The following is a 23769-nucleotide window of genomic DNA, read 5'->3' on the forward strand; positions in this document are numbered from 1 at the left end:
TGACGCGCCTGGCGGAGGGGCTTGTTGCGGGAGGGGTGCCGCTGGGGCCGTGGCGCGGCACGCGCCACGGCCCGTGGGGGTCACCGTTTCCAGAAAGATTTGCGTTCGGGGGACGGCGAAGGGACGGGCGGCTCGGCGGTGGTGGTTGCGGCGGGCGTGGTGGTGCCGGCGAAGGTGGTCAGGGCGGTGATCGCTGCCGACCACTTCTCCGAGGTGGGGGCCTCGGAGCGGAGCTTGGTAACCAGTTCTTGCAGGGGAGCGTAGGCGGGGTCGGTCTGGACGCCGATCAGGACGTCCAGGCGGCTGGCCAGGTCGTCCAGGAGTTCGCGCTTTTCCCAGTCGGGCTGGGTGGTGGTGGCTTGCAGGCGCTCGGCCTCGGTGGCGGCGAGGGCGCGGACGTCGTCGAGCGACAGCGTGTTCGGGGCGGCTCCGGCTTTGCCCGCGCGCAGCATGGCGGGAGAGGCCGCGATGTTGGCCAGGCGGGATCGGGCGACGCCGGCGCGAGGGGCGGGCGAAGGGGCGCCGGCGAAGCCGCCGGCACCGCCCGCGGCCATGACGTCGTCGGCCATGGTGGGGGCGAAGCTGGGCGGGCCGCTCGGGACCGGCGGCGGGGCCGGAGCCGCGGCGGCGGACAAGCGCATCATGGCCGGGGCGACGGCGCCGGGAGCCTCCCAGCCGTCGGGGAGTTCGACGGGCTGGGTCACCCGGCGGACCTCGCCGCCCTCGTTGACGACCCGGCTGTCGACAGCGACGTAGGCGGTGAATCGGCACAGCACGCCGTAGCGCAGCGACAGGGCCACGATGCGGTCCTCAAGGCTGCGGTCGCCGGCGGCGTAAGCGTCTTCGAGGTCGCGGAGGCGGGCCCGGGCCCACTGCGCGGTGACGGCGGACTCGTCGCGTTGCTGGACGGCGACGGACGTGCGGAACTCCTGGTCGTCACGGGTGCGGCCGGTGACGACGAGCTCGCCCGAGGGGGCGCCGGTGTAGCGACCGCTGACCACCAGCGGGACGCCGGGGTAGAGGCCGGGCAGACGGGCCGGGGTGCGGTCGTCGTCGACGAGCTGGACGCCCGTCGCGGTGACCCGCAGGTCGGTGACGAGCGGCGCGCCGATGCGCCGGTGGATGTGTTCCATCGCCGCGTCGAGACGGTCCTCGCTCTCGACCAGTTCGGCGCGGCCGGCGCCCAGAGCGGCCAGCCGCCCCAGGAAGCCGGCGTTGACCGCGCGGTCGATGCCGATCGTGTGGATGCGGGTGGTGCCGATCAGCGGGGTGACGTCGTGGACGATCTGATCCTCGTTGCCGACCTGACCGTCGGTGACCAGCACCAGCACCCGGTCGCGGCCCTCGCTCGCGCGCAGCAGCCCGAGCCCCTCGGACAGCGGGGCCAGCAGCTCGGTGCCGCCGCGGGCGGTGGCCTTCGCCAGGTGCTCGACCGCGCGGAAGCGATGCCGGTCGGTCGCCTCGGCCAGCCCGGCGGGCAGGTCGTCGGGGCGGTCGACCTGGTGGTCGAAGGTGAGCACGGCGAAGCGGTCGGCCGCGGTCAGCGTGTCGACGACGCGGGCCGCGGCCCGGCGGGCGGCCACCATCTTCCAGCCACCCATGCTGCCCGAGCGGTCGAGCAGCAGGACGACGTCTTTCGGGCGCGGGGCGGTGGCGCCGGCCGGCGGCAGCACGACCAGTTGGTAGACGCCCTCGGGCTGCTCGGCGGACTCGTCGGGCACGGCGAGCGCGGTCTGGCCACCACCGGCGTAGGGGAGCCGGAGGATGAAGTCGCGGTTGGCCCGCTCGTCGGGGCCGATCGTCAGCACGCCGTCGTGGTCGACCACCGTGTGCAGGCTGGAGCGCACCTGGCCCAGTTCGAGACCGGCCGGGTCGATCTCGACCGAGAGGCCGAGCCGCAGCGGGTTGGGGAAGCCGGGCAGGAGCACCGGCGGGGTGATGCGCGACGCGTCGGGCACAGCGTCGGTGTCGGGGGCCCAGCCGTCGCCGACCGCCGCGCCGGGCAGGGGCGTGCCGGGGATGTAGCGCGGCGCCACGACCAGCGGGAACCGGAAGGTGGCCTCGCCGTCCTCGAAGGGCAGGGGGCCGACCAGGGTCAGCTCGATGACCACCCGCTCGCCGGGCCGGATGTTGCCGACCCGCATGGTGAAGACGTCGGGCCTTTCCTCCTCGGCGATGGAGGCGCGCTGACCGGCCTGGATCGCCTGGTCGTAGGCCTCCCGGGCCTGGCCGCGTTCCTGCAGCTCGGCGGTGATCGTGCGTTCGTCGGCCGTCATCGTCATGCCGGTGACGGCGGCCCGGTCGGGCAGCGGGAAGACATAGGTCGCCTCGAGGGCGACGTCGTGCACGTTGACGAACTCGGTCTGCAGCACGGTGCGCGCGATCAGGCCGCTGATGCGGGCGCGCACGTCGAGGCGGTCGAGCGGCAGCGCCCCACGGTCGGTGCGCAGCATGCCGAAGCCGGCGTCGGGCAGGATCTTGATGCGGCTGAGTTCCCCGGGATCCATCGAGGTGACGGAGAGGGTCATGACGGACTCCCATCGATCGAGCCTTCGGCGACGGTCAGGCCTCGGGCGGCTAGTAGTGCGATCAGGGGTGCGGCGGCCTCGGCGACAGCGTCGCGGTCGCTCTCGGTCAGGGCGTGGGGAACGAGCAGCAGGGCACCACCGCCGAGCGACAGGCCGGTGAACGGTTGCGCCGCGGGTGGGGGTGGCGGGGGAGCGGCCGGGGCCGGGGCCGGCGGGGACGTCCAGAAACGAGGGCGTGGGGCGTGCGGGGCGGGGGCCTCGTCGTCGGCCATGACCATCAGGCCGGGCGGGACGTGGGCGATGTCGGTGAGGGCGGACGGGGACAGGCCGGTGAGCTCGGCCTGGATCTGGGCCAGGGTGAGCCCCTCGGCCTGGCGGCGTTTGATGGCGACGAGCTGTTCGAGGTGGCGGGGGCCGTAGAGCGCGGACCGGCCGCGCATGCCGAGCGGCCGGTCGACCAGCCCGATCGTCGAATACCAGCGGATGGCGCGGCGATCGGGCAGATCGCGGACGCGTCCGTTCGGTGCGCCGGGGTATTCGGCCTCGAGGGCCTCGCGCACCCGTTCCACCAACTCGTCGAGCGTCCACATGCCGACTACTTTGACACTGTCACCGTGACACTGTCAATGAGCTAGAGTGCAGCGATGGGACTGATCAGCCTTTCCCACGTGAACGACCCGGCGACCGCCGCGGTCTACCCCGGCGACCCGCCGTTCGAGCTCGAGACGGTGGCCACGATCGAGCGCGACGGCTACTACCTGCGTCTCGTCCGCCAGGGCGAGCACACCGGCACCCACTGGGGCGCGCCCGGCCATTTCAACGCCGGCGAGCCCCTGGCCGACGAGTTGGACCTGGAAGACCTGCATCTGGGGGCGGTGAAGATCGACGTACGGGAGCAGTGCGCCCGCGATCCGGATTACGCCGTCACGATCGCCGACGTCGAGCGGTGGGAGCAGGCCCACGGCCGGATCCCCGACGAGTCCATGGTGGTCATCTGGACCGGGTGGGACGCCAAGTGGGGCACGGCCGGGTTCGCTGATGCGGACGCCGACGGCACGCTGCGCCATCCCGGTTTCGCGGTCGACACGGTCCGATGGCTCATCGACACGGGCCGCATCGGCCGGCGCGGCGGCACCGGCACCGACGCCTTCAGCCCCGACGTCGGCCGCGATACCACCTACGCGGTCTCGCGCCTGGTCTATCGCCGCCATCGGATCAGCCTCGAGGTGCTGGCCAATCTCGAGGCGCTACCGCCCACGGGCGCCCGGATCCTGTGCGGCGGTCAGATCAACCGCGCCGGCTCCGGCTCCCCAGCGCTGATCTACGGCGTGCTGCCGTGAGACGGGGCAGAGCCGCCGCCGGGCTGCAGCACGCCGTTGGCAACCAGGCGATAGGGCGCGCCGCGGGTCTCGGTCTCGGCCGGGGCATCGTGCGAGACCACGGCGACCACCTGGGAATAAGAGCTGAGGCGGGCGAAGTCGTCCACGGTCACCACCTCGGCGTGGCGGTCGCGCAGGCCGACCAGCCGGACGTGCCAGTTGTGCACCGGCGTCGGCACGATCTCGGTCGGCGACCTCCAGCCGGTCATCGTGGACCCGTCGCTCAGCGTGCTCCCGGCCAGGGTCATGGCGCCGATCCGCCAGCCACCCTTCGAGACGGCCCCGTCCGTGACGTACCGCAGCCCCAGCAGCACGTCCTTCCCGGCGTACGGGGTGAGGTCGTATTTGACCGTGACGACGCCGTTGCTGGCCCCGGTCAGACCCGGCCCGAGCGGCCCCGGAACCGTCCGGTCCCCGGTGACCGAGTGATAGGTGCGGCCGCCGTTGAGCGAGATGGTCACGTATCCGAAGTCGTTACGCTCCTCGGTGGCGTACGACGTCTCCAGCGTCAGTTCGGGCCGCCCGGCCGGAATCGTGACCGGCCGCACGGCGTACGAGTCGAGGTCGTTGCGATTCCCCGAATAGAGCGTCTTCTCGGCAATCGTCCACCCGAGCGGCAGCGGGTCGAGATCCGACGCCCCCTCGAACGACAGCGAGGTCAGAGGCGTCGGCAGTGGAACGTAGTCCGCGCCGTTGGGCGCCGCGCCCGGGCCGGCGAAGGCCGACGGGTTGGCCAGGTTGATCGACGACCGCAGCCCGGCCGCCGTCACGGAAGCGAGCGGCACTCCCGTGATCGAACCGCCCGGCTCACCCACCGCCCCGTCGACCAGCGTCATCAGCTGGAAGTCGTGCAGCACGTCATAGAGCGTCACTCCGGTCGGCAGAGCCGCCTGCACCGCCGCCAACCCCTGGCGCAGTTTGTCCCGGTGCAGCATCGACACGATCTCCAGGCCGAAGCGATCGCGCAGATAGAGCACGAACTGATACGCGTGGCCGTAATCGGCGAGCACCTCGCTCGGCGTGCCCTCGTCCCACAGGTTCAGCGAGTTCTGGGGCCCGCCGCAGTCGCGCGGATTGGCGTTGTACTTGGTCTTCCGCGGCCCCCAGCCCTGGTAACACATCAGGTGGGTGTCGTTGCCGGGCTGGTCGATCCCGGCCCGCGCGTCCGCGTAACCGGTCAGCGTCGACGCGAAGTCGGCGAGCCCTTCGTCGAGCCAGGTCGTCTCGGCCGGGTCGGCGTAATACCCGAGCAGGTGCTGCCATTCGTGGGCAAAGGTCGCCTCGTACATGCGGGGCCGCGCGGGCCGGCTGGTGCACAGGTCGTCGGTCGGCTCGTCGGCCGGTGCCGCGCCGAGGCGGTGCTTCCAGTCGTAGGCGTCGATCGTCAGCACGTTGCGGTCGAGCAACTCGTTGACCTGCTGCGAGAAGAAGCCCGCGACATAGGTGACCGCGGCCGGGAACGTGTAGTAGTTGGCGTCGCGGATGTTGTCGACCAGCGTCACCGTCTTGTCGCCGTCCCCGGTGAAGTCGCCCTCGGTCGTCGCCTTGGTGCCGTCGCGGTCGGGCGGCGTGCTGAAGACCGCCGTCTCCTTCGGATGGATGGTGCGATCGAACTCGTCGACCAGCGCCGCGACGTTGGCGTCGGTGACCTCGATCGCGTTCTTGCGGCAGTCGGTCGCCGGGAAAGCCAGGTCTTGCGCCACCCACACCTCGACGTGCCGGCCGGTCGCCTTCAACGTGTAGTTCTTGCGATAGAGCTTGCCCGTCGTGTCGTCGAGCCCGACCCACTCGCGCACCGTCCCGACCGGCGGCGTCGGCCCGGCGGCCTTCCGGCCTTGCGGCCGCTTGCTGCGGGGCTCGTCCAGCGTGAGATGGGTGCGGGTGAGTTCCCGTACGTCCGAGGGGGTCGCAGCCACGTCCGCGTGCGCCGGAACCGGGGCGCCGGCGACAAGCACGACCGCCAGAAGGGCTGCGATTCTCATGCAACCGGACGCTACTACCCAAAAACGGCAGGTATAGGGCTATTCGAAGAGCGAGTGGTCACGTCCACCATCGGCGCGACGGCGGGCCCGGCGCCGCAGCTGCACCACCACAGCGTCGACCACGGCGACCGCGGCCCACGCGACCAGCAACCAGCCGGGCACCGTCCAGCCGGCCCGGAAGAGCAGGACGGCCAGGACGGTGCAGACGACAAATCCGAAGAGGGCCAGGATCAGCCGCAGGTTCAGCGGGCTGTACGGCTCTTCGACCGTGCCGCGGCGGCCGGGTGGCTGGGCGCCGATGGGCATGAACCCGACATTACTCCGGGCGTCCCGAGGCTAGGAAACCTCGCGCCGCAGCACCCGCCAGATGCCGAGCGCCAGCGGCACCAGCACCCAGATCGCGGCCGAGACGCCGACCCGGGCCCACTCGTCCCCGGTCATGTTCGCCTCGCCCATCGCCGTGGTGGTCGTGTTGATGTCGATCCAGCCCGTGGCTGTCCTCAGAGCCTTGATCGTCTCGCCCAGGATCGTCCAGACCGTCGGCAGCGCGAAGAACGCCACGATGGCCAGCGGCGAGTTCAGCAGCAGCGCGCCGAAGCCCAGGCCCATCAGCACGTACAAGACCTGCATGGCCAGGCCCTGCCAGATCAGCGAGCCGGCGATGTCCCAGCCGCCGTCGCCGCCCAGCGCCCCGGCGAGCAGGTTGGCCACCGCGGCCAGGGCCAGGGTGGCGACCGTGGAGGCGATCGCGATGATGACGCCGGCCGCCAGCTTGGCGACGATCACCCGTTCCCGGGCCGGCACCAGCGTGAAGGTGGTGAGCGCGGTGCGCTGCGACCATTCGGCGGTCATCGACAGGATGCCCAGCACGGGCAGCAGCACCGCCGAGGGCAGCATCCCGAAGCCGAAGAGGCCCTCGAAGGTCTGCTCGGCGTCGGTCGCCCAGCCCAGCATGATGGCCGAGGTGCCGACCGTGGCCAGCCCGATCACGATCAGCAGCCACAGACCGGCGCGGGTGTCGGCCAGCTTGCGCAGCTCGACCACGGTCAACCGGCCCAGCGGCACCGGGCGGCCGCTCTCCGACCGTACGGAAGGGGTCTGGGTCTCGAGAACGGCGGTCATCGGACGGCCTCCTTGACGGAATCGCCGGCGGTCAGGGTGAGGAACATCTGCTCGAGGCCACCGGAACCGGCCGGTCGCAGCTCGAGCAGGACGAGCCCGGCGTCGGCGGCGGCCCGCCCGATCACCTCGGAACCGGTCGGCACCACGACGCCCCCGTCGGTCGTCCTGGTGCCGGTCAGGCCCGCGCGTTCGAGCATCAGGGCCAGCGCGGCCGGGTCGGCCGCCCGCACCAGCGTGCCGGTCTGGGCCAGCAGCTCCGCCTTGTCACCCTGGGCGACGACCTTGCCGGCGCCGATCACGACCAGCCGGTCGGCCACCGCCTCGACCTCGCGCAGCAGGTGGGACGAGAGCAGCACGGTGCCGCCGCGGTCGGCGAAGTCACGCAGGAGGCCGCGCATCCAATAGATGCCCTCCGGGTCGAGCCCGTTGGCCGGCTCGTCCAGGATCAGCACGGCCGGGTCGCCGAGCAGGGCCAGGGCCAGGCCGAGCCGCTGGCGCATGCCGAGCGAGTACGCCTTGACCCGGCGCTTGCCCGCGACCGCGTTCAGCCCGACGCGGTCGAGCGCCTTGGGCACCTCGCGCGTGTCGATGCCCATGGTGATGGCGGCCAAAGAGAGAACTTCCCGTCCCGTACGCCCGGAGTGCTGGGCCGACGCGTCGAGCAGCACGCCGACGTGGCGGCCAGGGTTGCCGAGCCGGCGGTAGGGGGTGCCGCCGACGGTCGCCGAGCCGGTCGTGGGCGGGGTGAGCCCGCAGATCATGCGCATCGTGGTGGACTTGCCGGCGCCGTTGGGGCCGAGGAATCCGGTCACCGTGCCGGGCTCGCAGGTGAAGGACACGTCGTCGACCGCGGGGTGGCCGCCGTACCTTTTCGTGAGTCGTTCGACCGTGATCATGCTTCTCAGCGTGCCGGGAGCGACCGGTGGGGCGCGTCGGCCGGAGGTCGGCCCGACCGAACCTTGGTCGGGGCCGACCACCGACTTTGGTAGGTATCCGGCCTCGCCGACCGGCCGTAGAGTCGGCCTCGTGGGAAAGCTCAGGCCCGAATACCGCTGGTTGCTGCCGTCCGCCCTCGAGACGCCGGTGCCCACCCGGCGGTCGACGCGCGACTGGGTGATCGACACCCTGTGCTTCCTCATCGGCTACGGCTTCTGCGTGCTCGCCACCTACGACCTGCTGAGTGCCGACTTCACCTTCGTGCCCGAGTGGCGCCTCACCCCGCCCTGGCTGGCCTGGCTCGACTTCGCTGTCGGCACCGTCATCGGGATCGGGCTGTGGTGGCGCCGGGGCCGCCTGCTGATCCCGCTCGCCGTTTTCTGCGCCCTGGTCTCGATTTTCACCGTTGCCGCCGGACCGGCCAGCATGATCGTGCTGTTCACGGTCGCGGTGCACCGCCGGTTCGGCGTACTGGCCGTCTTCGCGGTGACCGCGCTCGCGACCAACGCGATCTTCCCGCTGCTGCGCCCGGAGGACGGTCGGCCCTACGGGCAGACGATGGGCTGGGGCTCGGCCTTCATCATCATCTCGTGCCTGTGGGGCATGGTGATCCGCTCGCGGCGGCAGCTGGTGCTCTCGCTGCGCGACCGGGCCGTGCGGGCCGAGTCCGAGCAGCAGCTGCGGGTCGCGCAGGCCCGCACGGTCGAGCGCACCCGCATCGCCCGCGAGATGCACGACGTGCTCGCCCACCGCATCTCCCTGCTGAGCCTGCACGCGGGCGCGCTCGAGATCAAACCCGACGCCACCCCCGACGAGGTCGCCCGGGCCGCCGGCGTCATCCGGGCCAGCGCGCACCAGGCCCTGCAAGACCTGCGCGAGGTGATCGGGGTGCTGCGCACCGACCGGTCCGACGGCGAGCCTGAGCCGCCGCAGCCCACGCTCGGCGCGCTGCCCGCACTGGCCCAGGAATCGCGCTCGGCCGGCGTCAAGGTCAACCTCGACGTCCGCCTCGAGCCGGCCTCGGTGCCCGACGGCACGGGCCGCACGGCCTACCGCATCGTGCAAGAGGGGCTGACCAACGCCCGCAAGCACGCGCCCGGAACAGCGGTTCGAGTCGACGTGGCTGGGTCGCCGGCCGACGGCCTGGCCATCAACGTTCGCAACCCGTGGCCGATCGGCGGCCCGTCCGGGGCGATCCCCGGCACCGGCACCGGGCTGATCGGGCTGACCGAGCGGACGCTGCTGGCCGGTGGCCGGCTCAGCCACGGCCGCACCCCGCAGAACGAGTTCGTCCTGACCGCCTGGCTTCCCTGGCCGCACGAGTCGAAGTCGCCCGAACCGGCCGAGGCGGCGGTGTGAGCGGGAACGGAGGTGGCGAGCCGGGCGCGGAAGAGCGGGGAGCGCCCGTCCGGGTGCTGCTCGTCGACGACGATGCTCTGGTTCGGGCCGGCCTGAGCATGATCTTGTCGGCCGCGGCTGACGTCGCGGTGGTGGGCGAGGCGGCCGACGGCGCCGAGGTGCCGGGCGCGGTGTCGCAGCACAAACCCGACGTCGTGCTGATGGACATCCGCATGCCGCGTGTCGACGGGCTCGCCGCCACCGAGACGCTGCGCAGCCGCCCCGGCGCGCCCGAGGTGATCGTGCTGACCACCTTCGACGCCGACGAGTACGTGTTGCGGGCGCTGCGGGCCGGGGCCAGCGGCTTCCTGCTCAAGGACACGCCACCGGCCGAGATCCTGCGGGCCGTGCGCCGGGTCGCGGCGGGCGAGGCGATGCTGTCGCCCACCGTGACCCGTCAGCTCATCGCCCACGTGGCCGCCCCGGCCCCGCCCTCGCGCAGCCGGGCCGCCGAGCGCCTCGACCAGCTCAGCGAGCGCGAACGCGACGTGGCACTCGCCCTGGCCCAGGGCAGCTCCAACGCCGAGATCGCGGCCGAGCTGCACATGTCCATCGCCACCGTGAAAGCCCACGTCTCCCGCCTGTTGATCAAGCTGGAGCTGAACAACCGCGTCCAGGTCGCGATCCTGGTCCATGACGCCGGTCTCGCTTGAACCGCTTTCCACAGTTGCGGGTTGTCCACAGGCCTTCTACGTGATCAAGCTCTGTCTCGCGATAATGGCGAACGGGGGCCTCCCCCTGGGAGCGGTGGGCTCGGTGGGGGCGACGATCTTGGGCAGCGGCTGGGCGAGCGAGTGACAACGGTCAGCGCGGCTCCTCGGCCAGCGGCTCAGCGGGCGGGTGCCAGCGGCCAGAGCGGCTCTTCGGCCAGCCGCTCCGACTCGCGCAGGACTCGCAGCATGTTGCCGTTGGCCAGCTTGGCGAGGTCGTCGTCGGACCAGCCTCGGCCTGACAATTCGGTCATCAGTAGCGGGTAGCCGGATACGTCGCCCATGCCTTCGGGCAGGTCGGTGGTGCCGTCGTAGTCGCCGCCCAGGCCGATGTGGTCGAGGCTGGCCACGTCGCGGGCGTGTTCCACGTGGTCGGCTACCTGCGTGACCGTCACCGGTGGCCTTGGGTTGGCGGCCAGCCAGGATGCGTACTCCGGTTCCACCACGCGGTCCGGGCCGGGCCAGTCGGGCATCGTCGTCAGGTCCTCGCCCGGGCGGGGTGCGCGCGGCCAGTCGGAGGGGCGTGGGGGTGGGCCGAGGCGCTGCCACTCCGCGTCGGCGGCGGCCATCCAGGCGCGGTAGTCGGCTGACAGGAACGGGGCGACGAACGTCAGCTGGATGACGCCGCCGTTGTCGCGTAGCCGGACCAGGACATCGTCGGGCACGTTGCGGGGGTGGTCGTGCAACGCCCGTACGCCGGAATGACTGAAGATGACGGGGGCGAACGCTGTGTCGAGAGCGGCGTGCATCGTCACCGGCGCCACGTGGGACAGGTCGACCAGCACGCCGATGCGCTGCATCTCGCGTACTACCGCCCGTCCCTCGTCGTTGAGACCGCCGACCTGTGACTCGCGGGCGGCGGAGTCGGCCCACGACAGGTTCTCGTTGTGGGTCAGCGTGACGTAGCGGACGCCGAGCCGGCCGAAGGACCGCAGCACGCCGAGCGAGGTGGCCAGGCTGTGCCCGCCCTCGATGCCGATCAGCGAGGCGATCCTGCCGGCGGCGAAGGCTCGTTCGACGTCGTCGGCGCTGTACGCGACCGTGAAGTCGCCGGGGTAGGCGGCGACCATCCGGTAGACCGCGTCGACCTGCTCCATCGTCGCCACGACGGCCTCGGGCTCGCTGAGGTCGCCCGGCACGTAGACCGACCAGAACTGCGCGCCGACGCCGCCTGCCCGCAGCCGCGGCAGATCGGTCTGCAGCTCGGGGCGGGGCTCGTCGAGCCCGTCCACGCGGTATCCGTAGCGCCCACGCAGTTGCATGGGCAGGTCGTTGTGCCCGTCGATGATCAGTTCCATCCTGTCTGGCTACCCCGTGAACGCACCGGAAAGCAAGACTTGAGGAAAACGAGCGCCGCAACCTGACCGCACCGGATCGGGCACTGGACGCGCACCGAACGACCCGCAATCTCTTCTCATGCCTGGCCGACAACGGCCGGACAGAGCGGGGGAGTGAAGACGTGCGTCGTTCCAAGCTGAAGAAGTACTCGGTCCTGACCGCCGTGCTGGCGGGGGCCGCCGGCGTCACCGCCGCGAGCCCGGCCGACGCCGCGGCCGCGACGACGTTGAAGATCGCCGCGGGCGACGACGCGTACGTCTCGAGCGCCCGCACCGGCGTCGTCTTCGGCGCCGAGACCAAGCTGGTCGCCGGCGTCTCCGGCAAGGAGAACAAGACCGCGTTCCTCAAGTTCGCCGTTCCGGCCGGCACGAAGGTGGCCGGCGCCCGGCTCACCCTGACCACGCAGGCCTCGACGCCCAGCACGGTCGCCGTCCGCCAGGTCGCCAGTACCACCTGGACCGAGGGCAAGCTGACCGCCGCCAACGCCCCGGCCCTGGGCTCGGTGCTGCTGTCGGCCGTCCCCGGCGCGACCCTGAGCGTCGACCTCGGCAAGGTCGTCAAGGGCCCTGGCACGTACGCGTTCGCCCTGTCCTCGACCGGTGCTGCCGTGCGCTTCCACTCGGCCGAGGCCAAGAGCGGCGCCCCGGTCCTCGAGGTCACCACCGACACCGACGTGTCGCCGCCCGTGCCCTCGAAGCCGGTGAACAACGGCAACTGTGTGACCGACGCGAAGCTCGTTCCGTCCTGTGGCGTGCTCTGGGGCGCCGCCGCCGGTGGCTTCACCGACACCCCGCGCGACCAGGCGCTGCGCGACTGGGAGAAGCTCAGCGGCCGCACCTCGACGATCTTCCACACGTACCACAAGGGTGACGAGGTCTTCCCGACCAAGTCCGAGATCGCGATGACCTCCGAGACCGCCAACCCCCGGGTGCTGCTGACCAACTGGAAGATCGCGTACGGCTCGTCGTGGGCCAAGGTCGCCCAGGGCCAGCAGGACAAGCGCATCGACGCCTTCGCCGCGCGGGCCAAGGCGTACGGCAAGAAGTTCTTCCTGGTTCTCAACCACGAGCCCGAGAACGACGTCGTGGCCAAGGCCGGCTCCGGCTTCGAGGCCAAGGACTTCGCCGCGATGTACCGCCACACGATCCTGCGCCTGAAGGCTCAGGGCGTCACGAACGTCGTCAACGTCATGGCGTACATGGGTAACGAGAAGTGGATGGCGCAGAGCTGGTGGAAGGACCTGTACCCCGGTGACGACGTCGTCGACTGGATGGGTCTCGACTCGTACGTGAGCGCCGAGCCCGGCTACTACCACTACGGCAAGTTCAACGACCTGCTCGACCGCGCGCCCACCGGTGGCGGCACCAACTGGTACGACTGGGCCACCACCAAGCACGCCAGCAAGCCGATCATGGTTGCCGAGTGGGGCGCCTACCACCGTGTCGGCAAGATCGCCGACAAGGCTCCGGTCTACAACAGCGTGCTGCCCGAGCTGGCCAAGCGTAAGGCCATCAAGGCGATCGTGTACTTCGACACCAAGAAGGACGACGAGGGCGACCGCGACATCAGCATCAACAGCACCGCCACCGCGCTGACCGCGTTCAAGAAGCTCGCGGCCGACCCGATCTTCAAGGTCAAGCTGGGCTGAACTGGAGTGACAAGCGTTTCCCACGACGGTGTTCGTGGTTCGTGACACATCTTGTTCATCTGCGTTGGGCTTCCGGACCGGTGGAATTTCCCTATCGTTAACGCGTGGCGCCGACCTGGGCGCCTATGACGTTGATGGGAGGTCCACCATGGCGAAGAAGTCCAAGAAGGACAAGAAAAAGGACAAGAAGAACAAGAAGAAGAAGTGATCTGACTTCTTGTCGCTGCGGCGGTTCTCCTGCGGGAGGGCCGCCGCAGTCATTTTCTCAGGTGGCCGCGCCTGATTCCGATTCTGCTGGCATGCATGACGGGAAGGGGGACCTGATGACGTCCGGCGCCGCACTCCCGGCCGTCATCCTGCTGTCCGCCGTCGTGCTGGGTGTCACGGCGCCGGCTGCGGTGATCGGGGTGCTCACGATCCTGGTCACGACCGCGCTCGCCGTGGCCTGCGTCGTCGTCGCGCGGCGCCGCACCGGCGCGGTCCGGATGGCCTGGGTCGCCCTGGCCGTGGGCATCATGGCCAGCCTGACCGGGACCGGACGGCTGGCGCTGGTCGGCCTGACCGCCCTGTGCCTGTTCGCCATCCCGTCGCCCCGGGGGACCAGCCGCCTGACCCGGCTCCGTACCGCGATCGACATTCTGCTCATCGGCTTCTCGCTGTTCGTGATGTCGTACAACGTCGTGATCCAGCCGGCCCTGGCCGCCGGCCGGGACGACGCGTTCGTGCGTCCGGTGGCCGATGTGCTGCTGGCCACGGTCGCGCTGGCCGCCCTCGCCCGATGGACCGCGCACTACCCGGGCTCGCGGGCGCTCGCGCCGGTCTGCCTGGGTCTGGTCACGATGGCGGTCGCCGACAGCGCGGCCGTCCGGGCCGCCACCGGTGGAATCGGGGCGTCGCCGGCCGACGCCGGGTGGTGCGCCGGGCTCGGGCTGATCCTGCTGGCCACCGTGCGCGCGTTGCGTAGTCCGCTCGCCACTTACACGCCGCACGACCAGGCGCGCACGGTCCGCTGGTCGGTGGGCGTCGTTCTGCCGTACGCGGTGGTGGTTCTCAGTCTCGTCGTGGGCGCCCTCTGGATGTCCCAGGGTGGCCGCCCGACGCCCGTCGGCACCTGGTGCCGTTTCATCTGCATCCTGCTGATCGTGCTGCGCGGCGTTCTGCTCTCGCACGACAACAAGCAGCTCGCCCGGCGGCTCGAGGACCGGGTCACCGCTCGTACGGCCGAGTTGACCACCCGCGAACAGCACTTCCGCGCGCTCGTCGAGCAGAGTTCCGAGTCGCTCGCGATCCTCGAGGCCGACTCGACCGTCCGCTATCAGAGCTCGTCGGTCGAGCGGATCTTCGGCTTCCCCCTGTCGACGCTCGTCGGTCACCGGCTGGTCGACGTCGTCGGGCGCAAGGCGGCGCCGCAGATCCAGGCCGCGATCGACGAGGTCATGGGCCGGCCCGGCGGGACGACGACGATCGAGGTACGGCTGCCGCACGAGGACGGCAGCCGCCGCCTGTCCGAGATGATCATTACGAACAAGCTCGACGACCCGTACATCCGTGGCCTGGTCTTCAACACCAAGGACGTGAGCGAGGCCCGGCAGCTGCAGGACCAGCTGCGCCACGACGCCTACCACGACGCGCTGACCGGGCTCGAGAACCGTGCCCTGTTCCGCGAGCGGCTGGCGACAGCAGTCGACGAGCAGGACATCGCCGAACACGTGTCGGTGCTCTTCCTCGACCTGGACGGCTTCAAAGAGGTAAACGACAGCCTCGGTCACGCGGCCGGCGACCAGTTGCTGGTGCAGGTCGCGGCCCGGCTGCTGCACGCGGTGCCGGCGCCGCACACGGTGGCCCGCCTCGGCGGCGACGAGTTCGCCGTGATCGTGGCCTCGCCTGACGCCCGGACCGACGCCGAGGCGCTGGCCATCCGCATCCTCGAACACCTCGACGAGCCGTTCCTGGTCGACGGCCGCGAACTGCACGTGGGGGCGGGCATCGGCATCGCCTCGGCCGCCGACGCCAGCGACATCCAGCAGCTGCAGCGCAACGCCGACCTGGCCATGTACAAGGCCAAGGACGCGGGCGGCGGCGTGTACGCGGCCTACCACCCGAACATGCACGACGCGCTCATGCAACGGCTGTCGCTCGCCGACGACCTGCGGCTGGCCCTCGAACGCGACGAGCTCGTGCTGCATTACCAACCGACTGTCGACTTGTCCGACAATACGATCGTCGGCTTCGAGGCCCTGGTCCGCTGGAACCACCCGACCCGCGGCCTGGTGCCCCCGCTCGAGTTCATCGGCGTGGCCGAGTCGACCGGGCTGATCGTGCCGCTCGGCCGCTGGGTGCTGGCCGAGGCGTGCCACCAGGCGGTGGCCTGGGGCCGCCCGTTGAAGATGGCCGTCAACGTGTCGGTGCGCCAGTTCGAGGCAGGCGACCTGGCGGCGACAGTGGCCGAGGTGCTGACCGAGACCGGCATGCCGGCCGACCAGCTGTGCCTCGAGATGACCGAAAGTGTGCTGCTCACCGACACCGACGAGAACCTCGCCCGCATCGTCAGCCTGAAGGCGCTCGGCGTCATGCTGGCCATGGACGATTTCGGTACGGGATACTCGTCGCTGGCCTACCTGCGGCGCTTCCCCATGGACGTCCTGAAGATCGACCGCTCGTTCGTGGACCGCCTGGGCAGCGGCGACGCCGAGGACGAAACACTGGTGCACACGATCGTCCGCCTGGGCCAGCGCTTCGGCATGCGAACGGTCGCCGAGGGCATCGAGAACGCGTCCCAGGTAGCAATCCTGCGCGAAATGTCGTGCGACCACGGCCAGGGCTACTTCCTCTCCCGCCCTGTGCCGGCGGCCGAGGCCGGCCGCCTGCTCGAAACCGGCCTGCCCACCCTGGCTGCCACGAACTGACTTTTTCTGTACGAGCCATCGCGCCCACGGCGCAGGCAGTGCGAACAGAAATCAGCAACGGGCGAATCCACCCGGCTCCACCCGCCCCGCCAACCGATGGATTGGGGGTGCGCGGCTTTGGCGGGCCCCCGCCGTCCCGCGGTTTAATTGTTCGGCTTGGAAGCGAAGTTTCCGAGTGCCCGTTGGTGGGGCCGTGCGGCTTTGGCGGGCCTCCATCGACCTGTCGGTGTGATTGTTCGGCTGGGAGGCGACGTTTCCGCGGGCCTGGTTGGTGGGGCTGCTCGGCTTCACTCTTTTTGGCGGTGTGGTCGTTGGCTGCGGCGGATCTCTCTCCAGCCGATAGCGGCAGTGGGGTCAGAGGCCTTCTACCGGTCGTCGGTGTGATCGTCTGCGAGCCGCAGCATTGGCGCGGAACTTCGCAGTCGAACCGCTCGGCGCGTTCGGGCGTCGCTCGATCGGGCGGCCTGGGTGGGTTCGGTGTTTCGTGACCCGGCCTTCGGGGATGCGCGACAAATCCCCGCGTCCTGGCGGGACGCGGGGACCGTTGCGGCGGTGCGGCGGTGCGGCGGTGCGGCGGTGCGGCGGTGGCGGCGGTGGCGGCGGTGCGGTGCGTGCGGTGGGGTGTTTCGGGGCGGGGGGGGGGGGGGGGGGGGTGGGGGGGGGGGGCCCCCCCCCCGGGGGGGGGGGGGGGCGGCCCCCGGGGGGCCCCCCCCCCCGCCCCCAAACCTCGGGTCGCTTGCGATGTGAGTTCCCCCCGGTTTCCGGGAGCTTCTCAGACATGATCGACTGATCATGGGAGGAAGCATCTGTGGCCGCACCGAAGAAGTACCCCGACGAGCTGCGAGCACGTGCTGTGCGCTTGTATCGCGAGTCGGAGCCGAAGCCGACGATCCGGCGGCTGGCCGAGCAGCTGAACGTGCATCACGAAGCGCTCAGGAACTGGATTCGCCAGGCCGAGGCCGACGCCGGTGAACGCCATGACCGGCCGAGCACCGATCTGCTGGAGGAGAACCGCCGGCTGGCCAGGGAGAACGCCGAACTGCGCCGGGCCAACGAGATCCTCAAGGCCGCGAGCGCGTATTTCGCGGCGGAGCTCGACCCGACCCGGCGACGGTCATGACGTTCATCGACGAACACCGTGATCGCTTCGCGGTCGCGCTCCTGCTACGGGTCCTCAACATCGCCGAATCGACCTACTACGCCTGGCGCAAGCAGGCCGAACAGCCCTGTGACCGCGACCTGGTAGACCTCGGCCTGCTCACCGGCATCCACGAGATCTGGGAGGCCTCCGGCCACACCTACGGCGCCGACCGGGTGCACCGGCAGCTACGCCGCGACGGCATCCGGGTCGGCCGCAAACGCGTCGAGCGGCTGATGGCATCCCAGCCCCGGCGCGTTCCTGCGCCGGGGCTGGCGCGGCGGCTCAACGAGACAGGACCCGCGGCACACGCCGGCGCCGGATCTGGTCAACCGCCAGTTCACCGCGGACCGGCCGAACCGGCTCTGGGTCGCCGACGCCACCCGCATCCCCACCGGTGAGGGGGTGTTCTGGCTGGCCGCCGTCCGTGACGTGTTCTCCCGCCGCATCGTCGGGTGGAAGACTTCGAACCGGTGTGACACCGATCTGATTCTGGCCGCCCTCGAATACGGCATCTGGTCACGTGATGTCCGTGACGGCGACCTGATCCACCACTCGGACAGAGGCTCGAACTACACGAGCTTTCGTCTCTCGGAACGCCTACGGGACAACGGAATCCTGCCCTCGATGGGCTCGGTCGGCGACTCCTACGACAACGCGCTGATGGAGAACTTCTGGTCCACCCTGAAGATCGAACTCGTCTACCGGACAAGCTGGCGGACACGCGACGAAGCCGAGAACGCGATCTTCGAATACATCGACGGCTGGTACAACACCCGCCGCATCCAACGCGAACTCGGCTACCTCAGCCCGGACGAATACGAGACCGCCTGGCACGCTCAGACCGAGCCAGATAACCTCACGCCTGCCCCGACCGGAGCCAGGTAACCCCCGCTCCCGGAATCCGGGGGAAGCTCATCGTCATGGCGGCAACGTTCGGCCGCGCCCCTACGGCCGGTCTGTGGCCCGGCTGTGCGCGCTCTATGAGACCAGTCGCTCGGCGGCGGACCACAGTTCGTCCTCGCGGGCCTCGTCGTAGGACTCGTCGGACGAGCGCGTGACCGTGGAACGGTCGATGTAGCTGCCGGCGGGCGCGGAGAGCGGTCCCGTAGCGGCGGCGGCCAGCTGCGCTCCGGCCCGTTCAGCCGTGTTGACCCCGGGGATCAGTGGGAACACCCGCCGGAAGAGCACGTTGCCGATCCGGTCGGCCCGGACGAGTCCGGTGCCCGGGGTGAAGGAAGGGTTCCATGTGTACGCATCGACGCCGCGCCGGGCCAGCGCGTGCACGAGATACAGCACCCCCAGCTTGCTGTCCGCGTAGGCGCCCCGCCCGCTGCGTCCCGGGTTGGGCCGGGCCAGCTGGTCGGGCGAGGTCCAGCGGGGCGCCGGCACCAGCCCGAGGTTGTGCCGGAAGTCGCCGAAGTGGGCGTCGCTGCCGGTGATCACGACTCGGGCCCGGTCGGTCAGCGGCACGAGCCGCAGCAGCAGGTGGTGGGCGAGCACGTTGACCGCGAACGTCGTCTCGTAGCCGTCCGTGGTCGTGGTCGTCGTGTTGGTGAGCTGGATGCCGGCGTTGCCCACGTAGCCGTCGACCGGCTCGCTGATCTGCGCGGCCGCCTTCCGGAGGCTGTCGAGCGAGGTCAGGTCGGCCCGCAGCACGGTCGTGCGGGGCAGGTCGGGCTGCTCGCCGCGGGCCAGGACGATCAGCCGCAGCGTCGGGTCGGCGTCGAGCATGTGCCGGGCGGCGTGCAGGCCGATGCCGCGGCTGGCGCCGTTCATGAGGATCGTGGGCATGATGCCTCCTAGCGAATTGGTACTCGGTTCGAACTGGTACTCAGTACCGTAACGGACTCGGTACCACTCCGCTAGAGTGAGAGGCATGACCCTGCGCGAACGCAAGCAACAGCAGGCCCGCGAGCAGATCGTCGAGGCGGCGTTCGCCCTGTTCGCCGAGCGCGGGTTCGCTCAGGTCTCGGTCACCGACATCGCCGGCCGGGCCCAGGTCGGGCGCACGACGTTCTTCCGCTACTTCGGCGACAAGCAAGAGGTGCTGTTCGCCGACGAGCAACGCCTGATCGACGAGTTCTCGTCGGCGTCCGCGAGCGACGCCCCCGCCCCCCGTGACCTGGCCGGCGCGCTGCTGCAGCTGTGGGGCCTGGCGTACGAGAAGCGCGAGGTCGTGATCGGTGATCGCGCTAGTTTTTCCGTACGCCAGCAATTGATCTCTTCGGTGCCGGAGCTGCAGGACAGAGCGGCCCGCAAGATGCAACGCATCGCCGAGGCCCTCGAACGGGTTCTTCTCGCGCGTGGGGCCGACCCGGACACAGCCCTGCTCGCCTCGCAAGTCGGGATCGCGTGTTTCCGTGTGGCGCTGCAGACAGCAGGGCAGGATCCGGAGAAGGTGATGCCCGTCATGGAACGCGTCGTTCGCCAAGTGATCTCCACGGCGTCGCCGGTGCCCTGACACGATTCGTGCCAGGATTAGGCCGAGAGTCCGGGTTCGAGGAAGAGACTGGAAAAATGAGCGATCACGTTTCCGACAGCACCGAGTGGCAGACGCTGCAGGGCCACGCCGAGAAATTCGCGGCCGTCCACCTGCGCGACCTCTTCGGCAGCGACCCGAACCGGGGTGAGCGCCTCACCGCGCAGCTGGCCGACCTCACCGTCGACTACAGCAAGAACCTGGTGACCGACGAGGTGCTGACCGCGCTGCTGGCGCTGGCCGAGCGGGCCAAACTGCGCGAGCGCACGGCCGCGATGTTCGCCGGCGAGCACATCAACGTCACCGAGGACCGCGCCGTGCTGCACACCGCGCTGCGCCTGCCCCGCGACGCCCAGCTCGTCGTCGACGGCCAGAATGTGGTGGCCGAGGTGCACGAGGTGCTCGACCGGATGGGCGCGTTCAGTGACAAGGTGCGGTCCGGCGAGTGGGTCGGGCACACCGGTCAGCGCATCAAGACCGTGGTCAACATCGGGATCGGCGGCTCCGACCTGGGGCCCGTCATGGCGTACGAGGCTCTGAAGGCCTTCAAGACGCCCGACATCGAGTGCCGCTTCATCTCGAACATCGACCCCACCGACCTGTACGAGAAGACGCACGACCTCGACCCGGCGTCCACGCTGTTCGTCATCGTGTCGAAGACGTTCGGCACGCAGGAGACGCTGACCAACGCCACCGAGGCGCGCAACTGGCTGCTCGAAGGCCTCGGCGGCGACCAGTCGGCGGTGGCCAAGCACTTCGTGGCGGTCAGCACGAACGCGCAGCGGGTGTCCGACTTCGGCATCGACACCGCCAACATGTTCGGCTTCTGGGACTGGGTGGGCGGCCGCTACTCACTGCCCAGCGCGGTCGGTCTGTCGGTCATGATCGCGATCGGTAAGGAGCAGTTCGCCGACATGCTCGCCGGCTACCACACGGTCGACGAGCACTTCCGCACCCAGCCGCTCGAGTCCAACGTGCCGGCGCTGCTGGGCCTGCTCAACGTCTGGTACGACACGTTCCTGGGCGCGCAGTCGCATGCCGTTCTGCCGTACTCGCAATACCTGCACCGCTTCGCGGCCTACCTGCAGCAGCTCACGATGGAGAGCAACGGCAAGTCGGTCCGCCTCGACGGTTCGCCGGCCACGTTCCAGACCGGCGAGGTCTTCTGGGGCGAGCCCGGCACCAACGGCCAGCACGCGTTCTACCAGCTGATCCACCAGGGCACCAAGATGATCCCGGCCGACTTCATCGGGTTCAGCCGGCCGAACCACGACATCGGTGAGATGCACGACCTGTTCATGTCGAACTTCTTCGCGCAGACGGGTGCGCTCGCTTTCGGCCGTACGCTCGAGCAGGTGCTGGCCGAGGGCACCGCGCCCGAGATCGCGCCGCACCGGGTGATGCAGGGCAACCACCCGACCACGACGATCATCGCCGAGTCGCTGACGCCGTCGGTGCTCGGTCAGCTGATCGCCCTGTACGAGCACATCACGTTCACCCAGGGCACGATCTGGCAGATCAACTCGTTCGACCAGTGGGGGGTCGAGCTCGGCAAGGTCATGGCCAACCAGCTCGCGCCGAAGCTGACCGCCTCGTCCGCGCCCGAGACCGACGACGACTCGTCGACCAACAACCTGATCAAGCTGTACCGGTCGCAGCGCGGCCGCTGATTCTGCCGGTTTTTGTCAGACCCTCGCCCTAGGGTCGTCGTCATGGATGAGGCGACGGCCCTGGGCCTGCGGATGACCAGCTTGCTGCTGCGCGGTAACGCCCCGGCCGACGTCGCGGGCGTTGTCGAGTGGTTCGGCGCGATGCAGGCTCAGGATGTCAACAGCGCCCTGTGGTCACTGGGGTGCCGTCTGCCCGGCGTGACTCTCGCTCAGATCAACGCGGCCATCGAGGACAAATCCGTCCTGCGCACGTGGCCCATGCGGGGCACTGTCCATTTCGTCCCGGCGGTCGACGCCCACTGGATGCTCGATCTGATGGGCGTACGCGCCCTGGCCGGCGCCAACAAGCGCCGTGAGACGCTGGGGCTCGACGAGGCGACGGTCGATCGCGCGGTCGACGTGCTCGGCGCGGCGCTGAAGGGCGGCGGCCGCCTCACCCGCACCGAGTGCATGACCGCGATGGTCGACGGTGGCATCGAGGTCACCGGTCAGCGCGGTTACCACCTTCTTTGGTACGCGTCTCAGCGCGGCGTCACAGCCATTGCTCCGCACGTCGGCAAGGAACAGACGTTCGTGCTGCTCGACGAGTGGGTGCCCGCGCCCCGCCGCCCGGCCCGCGACGAGGCGCTCGGCCTCATCGCGCTCCGCTACTTCCGCAGCCACGGGCCGGCCACCCGCAAGGACTTCGTCGGCTGGACCGGCCTCACGATGACCGACTGCCGCACCGGCATCGCCGTCGCGGGCGACGCGCTGACGACGGTCGACGTCGACGGGGCCGAGATGGTCCTGGCGGCCGACGCGCCCGACCTCGGGCCGGGGGAGTGGCTGGCGTTGCCCGGCTTCGACGAATACATGCTGGGCTACAAAGACCGCTCGCTCATGACCGACAACGTCGACGCGATCGTCCCGGGCGGCAACGGCGTCTTCCGCTCGACGCTCGTGCAGCGCGGCCGGGTGCGTGCCACCTGGACCCGCACGCTCACCCGCAAGGGCGTCACCGTGACGGTCGAGCCATTGACGCCCCTCTCCGCGCGTGATCGCGACGCGGCCGCGAAAGCCCTGGAACCGTACGCCGCCTATCTGGAGTTGCCGCTGACTGTTAAGAACCCTTGATATTTATAGATGTGAACTTCATGATGTGCGTAACCGAGCTCACAACGCGCGTCAGGGGAGTCGCCATGGGTGTTCGTCGTCGATTGTTGGCGCTGGCCGCAGCGCTGGGAGTGGCCGCGGGCGGGTTCGCCGTCGCGGTGGCCGGTGGGGGTGTCGCCTCGGCCGCGGTGGCCTGCTCGGGCACCGTGTGGAGTGAGGGCCCGACCTACACCACGGGCCAGCAGGTCACCTACAACGCCCACCTCTACCAGGCGCTGGTCACCCACACCGCGTGGGCCGGCACGGGCTGGAACCCGGCCGCCACCCCGACCCTGTGGCGCGACCTCGGCGCCTGCACCGGAGGCCCGACCACTCCGCCGCCGACGACCCGGCCCCCGACAACTCCGCCGCCGACCACCCCGCCCCCGACGACCCCGCCGCCCACCACCACGCCGCCTCCGGTCGGGTGCGCCGTTCGCGGTAAGCCCGCGGGCAAGGTGCTCCAGGGCTACTGGGAGAACTGGGACGGCGCGTCCAACGGCGTGCACCCCGGCCTGGGCTGGATCCCGATCAACGACAGCCGGATCACCCAGCACGGCTACAACGTGCTGATGGCGGCGTTCCCGGTGATCCGCTCCGACGGCACGGTGCTGTGGGAGAACGGCATGGACTCGGGCGTCAAGGTGCCCACCGCGGCCGAGATCTGCGCGGCCAAGGCCCAAGGCGCGACCGTCCTGATGTCGATCGGCGGCGCGACCGCCGGCGTCGACCTGAGCTCGTCCGCCGTGGCCGACCGTTTCGTGTCGACGATCGTGCCGATCCTGCGCCAGTACAACTTCGACGGCATCGACATCGACATCGAGACCGGCCTGACCGGCAGCGGCAACATCAACCAGCTGTCGACCTCGCAGGCCAACCTGATCCGCATCATCGACGGCGTGCTGGCCGCCATGCCGTCCAACTTCGGCCTGACCATGGCCCCCGAGACGGCCTACGTCACCGGCGGCAGCGTCACGTACGGCTCGATCTGGGGCTCGTACCTGCCGATCATCAAGAAATACTTGGACAACGGCCGCCTGTGGTGGCTGAACATGCAGTACTACAACGGCTCGATGTACGGCTGCAACGGCGACTCGTACGGCGCGGGCACGGTCCAGGGCTTCACCGTCCAGACCCAGTGCCTCAACAACGGCCTGACCATCCAGGGCGTCACGATCCGCATCCCGTACGACAAGCAGGTCCCCGGCCTCCCGGCCCAGGTCGGCGCGGGCGGCGGCTACATGACCCCGGCCCTGGTCACCCAGGCCGTCAACAGCGTCCCCAACATCAAGGGCCTGATGACCTGGTCCATCAACTGGGACGGCTCCAAGTCCTGGACCTTCGGCGACAACGTGAAGCGCCTCCAGGGCCGCTGACAGACAAGCGTCCGGGCCGATGCAA

The 23769-nt window shown here is 70.2% G+C and carries 20 protein-coding genes; 12 read left to right on the forward strand and 8 right to left on the reverse strand.

From position 1 onward, the window contains the following. Positions 1–80: 80 nt before the first annotated feature. Together M1L60_RS11930 and M1L60_RS11935 are read right to left on the reverse strand one after the other, a co-directional pair. On the reverse strand, positions 81–2528 hold the full coding sequence (locus tag M1L60_RS11930) for a VIT domain-containing protein (RefSeq protein WP_253237435.1): 2448 nt from the start codon (positions 2526–2528) through the stop codon (positions 81–83). Further along, positions 2525–3118, reverse strand: coding sequence for a MerR family transcriptional regulator (locus M1L60_RS11935; protein ID WP_253237436.1), 594 nt, complete (start codon positions 3116–3118; stop codon positions 2525–2527). Before M1L60_RS11935 ends, M1L60_RS11930 begins: the two co-directional genes overlap by 4 nt. A 54-nt stretch (positions 3119–3172) precedes the next feature. Here M1L60_RS11935 and M1L60_RS11940 point away from each other — a divergent pair, with 54 nt between their 5' ends. Beyond that, entirely contained in the window at positions 3173–3868 is a 696-nt protein-coding gene (locus tag M1L60_RS11940) for a cyclase family protein (protein WP_253237437.1), read from the forward strand. Here the strand turns inward: M1L60_RS11940 and M1L60_RS11945 are convergent. The 4 genes from M1L60_RS11945 to M1L60_RS11960 are packed head-to-tail and all read right to left on the reverse strand — an operon-like array spanning position 3850 to position 7907. After that, on the reverse strand, positions 3850–5889 hold the full coding sequence (locus M1L60_RS11945; protein WP_253237438.1) for an immune inhibitor A domain-containing protein: 2040 nt from the start codon (positions 5887–5889) through the stop codon (positions 3850–3852). The genes M1L60_RS11940 and M1L60_RS11945 overlap by 19 nt on opposite strands. A gap of 39 nt (positions 5890–5928) precedes the next feature. Further along, a complete protein-coding gene (locus tag M1L60_RS11950) occupies positions 5929–6195 on the reverse strand; it encodes a hypothetical protein (RefSeq protein WP_253237439.1) in 267 nt (88 codons plus the stop codon). Positions 6196–6225: 30 nt separating this feature from the next. Then, on the reverse strand, positions 6226–7011 hold the full coding sequence (locus M1L60_RS11955; protein WP_253237440.1) for an ABC transporter permease: 786 nt from the start codon (positions 7009–7011) through the stop codon (positions 6226–6228). Continuing rightward, positions 7008–7907: an ABC transporter ATP-binding protein gene (locus M1L60_RS11960; protein WP_253237441.1), complete on the reverse strand. Its 900-nt coding sequence runs from the start codon at positions 7905–7907 to the stop codon at positions 7008–7010. Before M1L60_RS11960 ends, M1L60_RS11955 begins: the two co-directional genes overlap by 4 nt. Before the next feature lie 130 nt (positions 7908–8037). Between M1L60_RS11960 and M1L60_RS11965 the strand changes: the two genes are divergently transcribed. Both M1L60_RS11965 and M1L60_RS11970 read left to right on the forward strand, forming a co-directional pair. Next, the gene (locus M1L60_RS11965) at positions 8038–9306 is read left to right on the forward strand and encodes a sensor histidine kinase (protein WP_253237442.1); all 1269 of its coding nucleotides are present in this window, start codon (positions 8038–8040) and stop codon (positions 9304–9306) included. Then, on the forward strand, positions 9303–9998 hold the full coding sequence (locus tag M1L60_RS11970; protein ID WP_308208453.1) for a response regulator: 696 nt from the start codon (positions 9303–9305) through the stop codon (positions 9996–9998). Before M1L60_RS11965 ends, M1L60_RS11970 begins: the two co-directional genes overlap by 4 nt. Positions 9999–10174: 176 nt before the next feature. On the opposite strand, the gene M1L60_RS11975 is transcribed toward M1L60_RS11970, so the two are convergent. Beyond that, the gene (locus M1L60_RS11975) at positions 10175–11353 is read right to left on the reverse strand and encodes a dipeptidase (RefSeq protein ID WP_253237443.1); all 1179 of its coding nucleotides are present in this window, start codon (positions 11351–11353) and stop codon (positions 10175–10177) included. Between the two features lie 161 nt (positions 11354–11514). On the opposite strand from M1L60_RS11975, the gene M1L60_RS11980 reads away from it, so the two are divergent. From M1L60_RS11980 to M1L60_RS12000, 5 genes are all read left to right on the forward strand, one after another. Next, positions 11515–13041, forward strand: a complete 1527-nt coding sequence (locus tag M1L60_RS11980; RefSeq protein ID WP_253237444.1) for a CBM96 family carbohydrate-binding protein — start codon at positions 11515–11517, stop codon at positions 13039–13041. 299 nt (positions 13042–13340) lie between these two features. Continuing rightward, on the forward strand, positions 13341–15947 hold the full coding sequence (locus tag M1L60_RS11985) for a putative bifunctional diguanylate cyclase/phosphodiesterase (protein ID WP_253237445.1): 2607 nt from the start codon (positions 13341–13343) through the stop codon (positions 15945–15947). Positions 15948–16755: 808 nt separating this feature from the next. Next, complete coding sequence (locus tag M1L60_RS11990; protein WP_253237446.1) at positions 16756–17067, forward strand: transposase; 312 nt, start codon at positions 16756–16758, stop codon at positions 17065–17067. Continuing rightward, complete coding sequence (locus M1L60_RS11995) at positions 17064–17486, forward strand: IS3 family transposase (protein WP_253237447.1); 423 nt, start codon at positions 17064–17066, stop codon at positions 17484–17486. Before M1L60_RS11990 ends, M1L60_RS11995 begins: the two co-directional genes overlap by 4 nt. Continuing rightward, the gene (locus M1L60_RS12000) at positions 17410–17973 is read left to right on the forward strand and encodes an IS3 family transposase (protein WP_253237462.1); all 564 of its coding nucleotides are present in this window, start codon (positions 17410–17412) and stop codon (positions 17971–17973) included. Before M1L60_RS11995 ends, M1L60_RS12000 begins: the two co-directional genes overlap by 77 nt. Positions 17974–18066: 93 nt before the next feature. Here M1L60_RS12000 and M1L60_RS12005 read toward each other — a convergent pair whose 3' ends face one another. After that, complete coding sequence (locus tag M1L60_RS12005) at positions 18067–18879, reverse strand: SDR family NAD(P)-dependent oxidoreductase (protein ID WP_253237448.1); 813 nt, start codon at positions 18877–18879, stop codon at positions 18067–18069. A gap of 85 nt (positions 18880–18964) precedes the next feature. Between M1L60_RS12005 and M1L60_RS12010 the strand changes: the two genes are divergently transcribed. From M1L60_RS12010 to M1L60_RS12025, 4 genes are all read left to right on the forward strand, one after another. Further along, positions 18965–19549: a TetR/AcrR family transcriptional regulator gene (locus M1L60_RS12010; RefSeq protein WP_253237449.1), complete on the forward strand. Its 585-nt coding sequence runs from the start codon at positions 18965–18967 to the stop codon at positions 19547–19549. 56 nt (positions 19550–19605) lie between these two features. Beyond that, positions 19606–21237, forward strand: coding sequence for a glucose-6-phosphate isomerase (pgi, locus tag M1L60_RS12015; protein ID WP_253237450.1), 1632 nt, complete (start codon positions 19606–19608; stop codon positions 21235–21237). Between the two features lie 42 nt (positions 21238–21279). After that, positions 21280–22350 carry a winged helix DNA-binding domain-containing protein gene (locus tag M1L60_RS12020; RefSeq protein ID WP_253237451.1) on the forward strand — a complete coding sequence of 357 codons (1071 nt, stop codon included), beginning with the start codon at positions 21280–21282 and terminating at the stop codon, positions 22348–22350. Between the two features lie 65 nt (positions 22351–22415). Further along, positions 22416–23744, forward strand: coding sequence for a glycosyl hydrolase family 18 protein (locus tag M1L60_RS12025; RefSeq protein ID WP_253237452.1), 1329 nt, complete (start codon positions 22416–22418; stop codon positions 23742–23744). Positions 23745–23769: the final 25 nt, after the last annotated feature.

The sequence above is a fragment of the Paractinoplanes aksuensis genome, from assembly GCF_024137025.1.
Lineage (GTDB): Bacteria > Actinomycetota > Actinomycetes > Mycobacteriales > Micromonosporaceae > Actinoplanes > Actinoplanes aksuensis.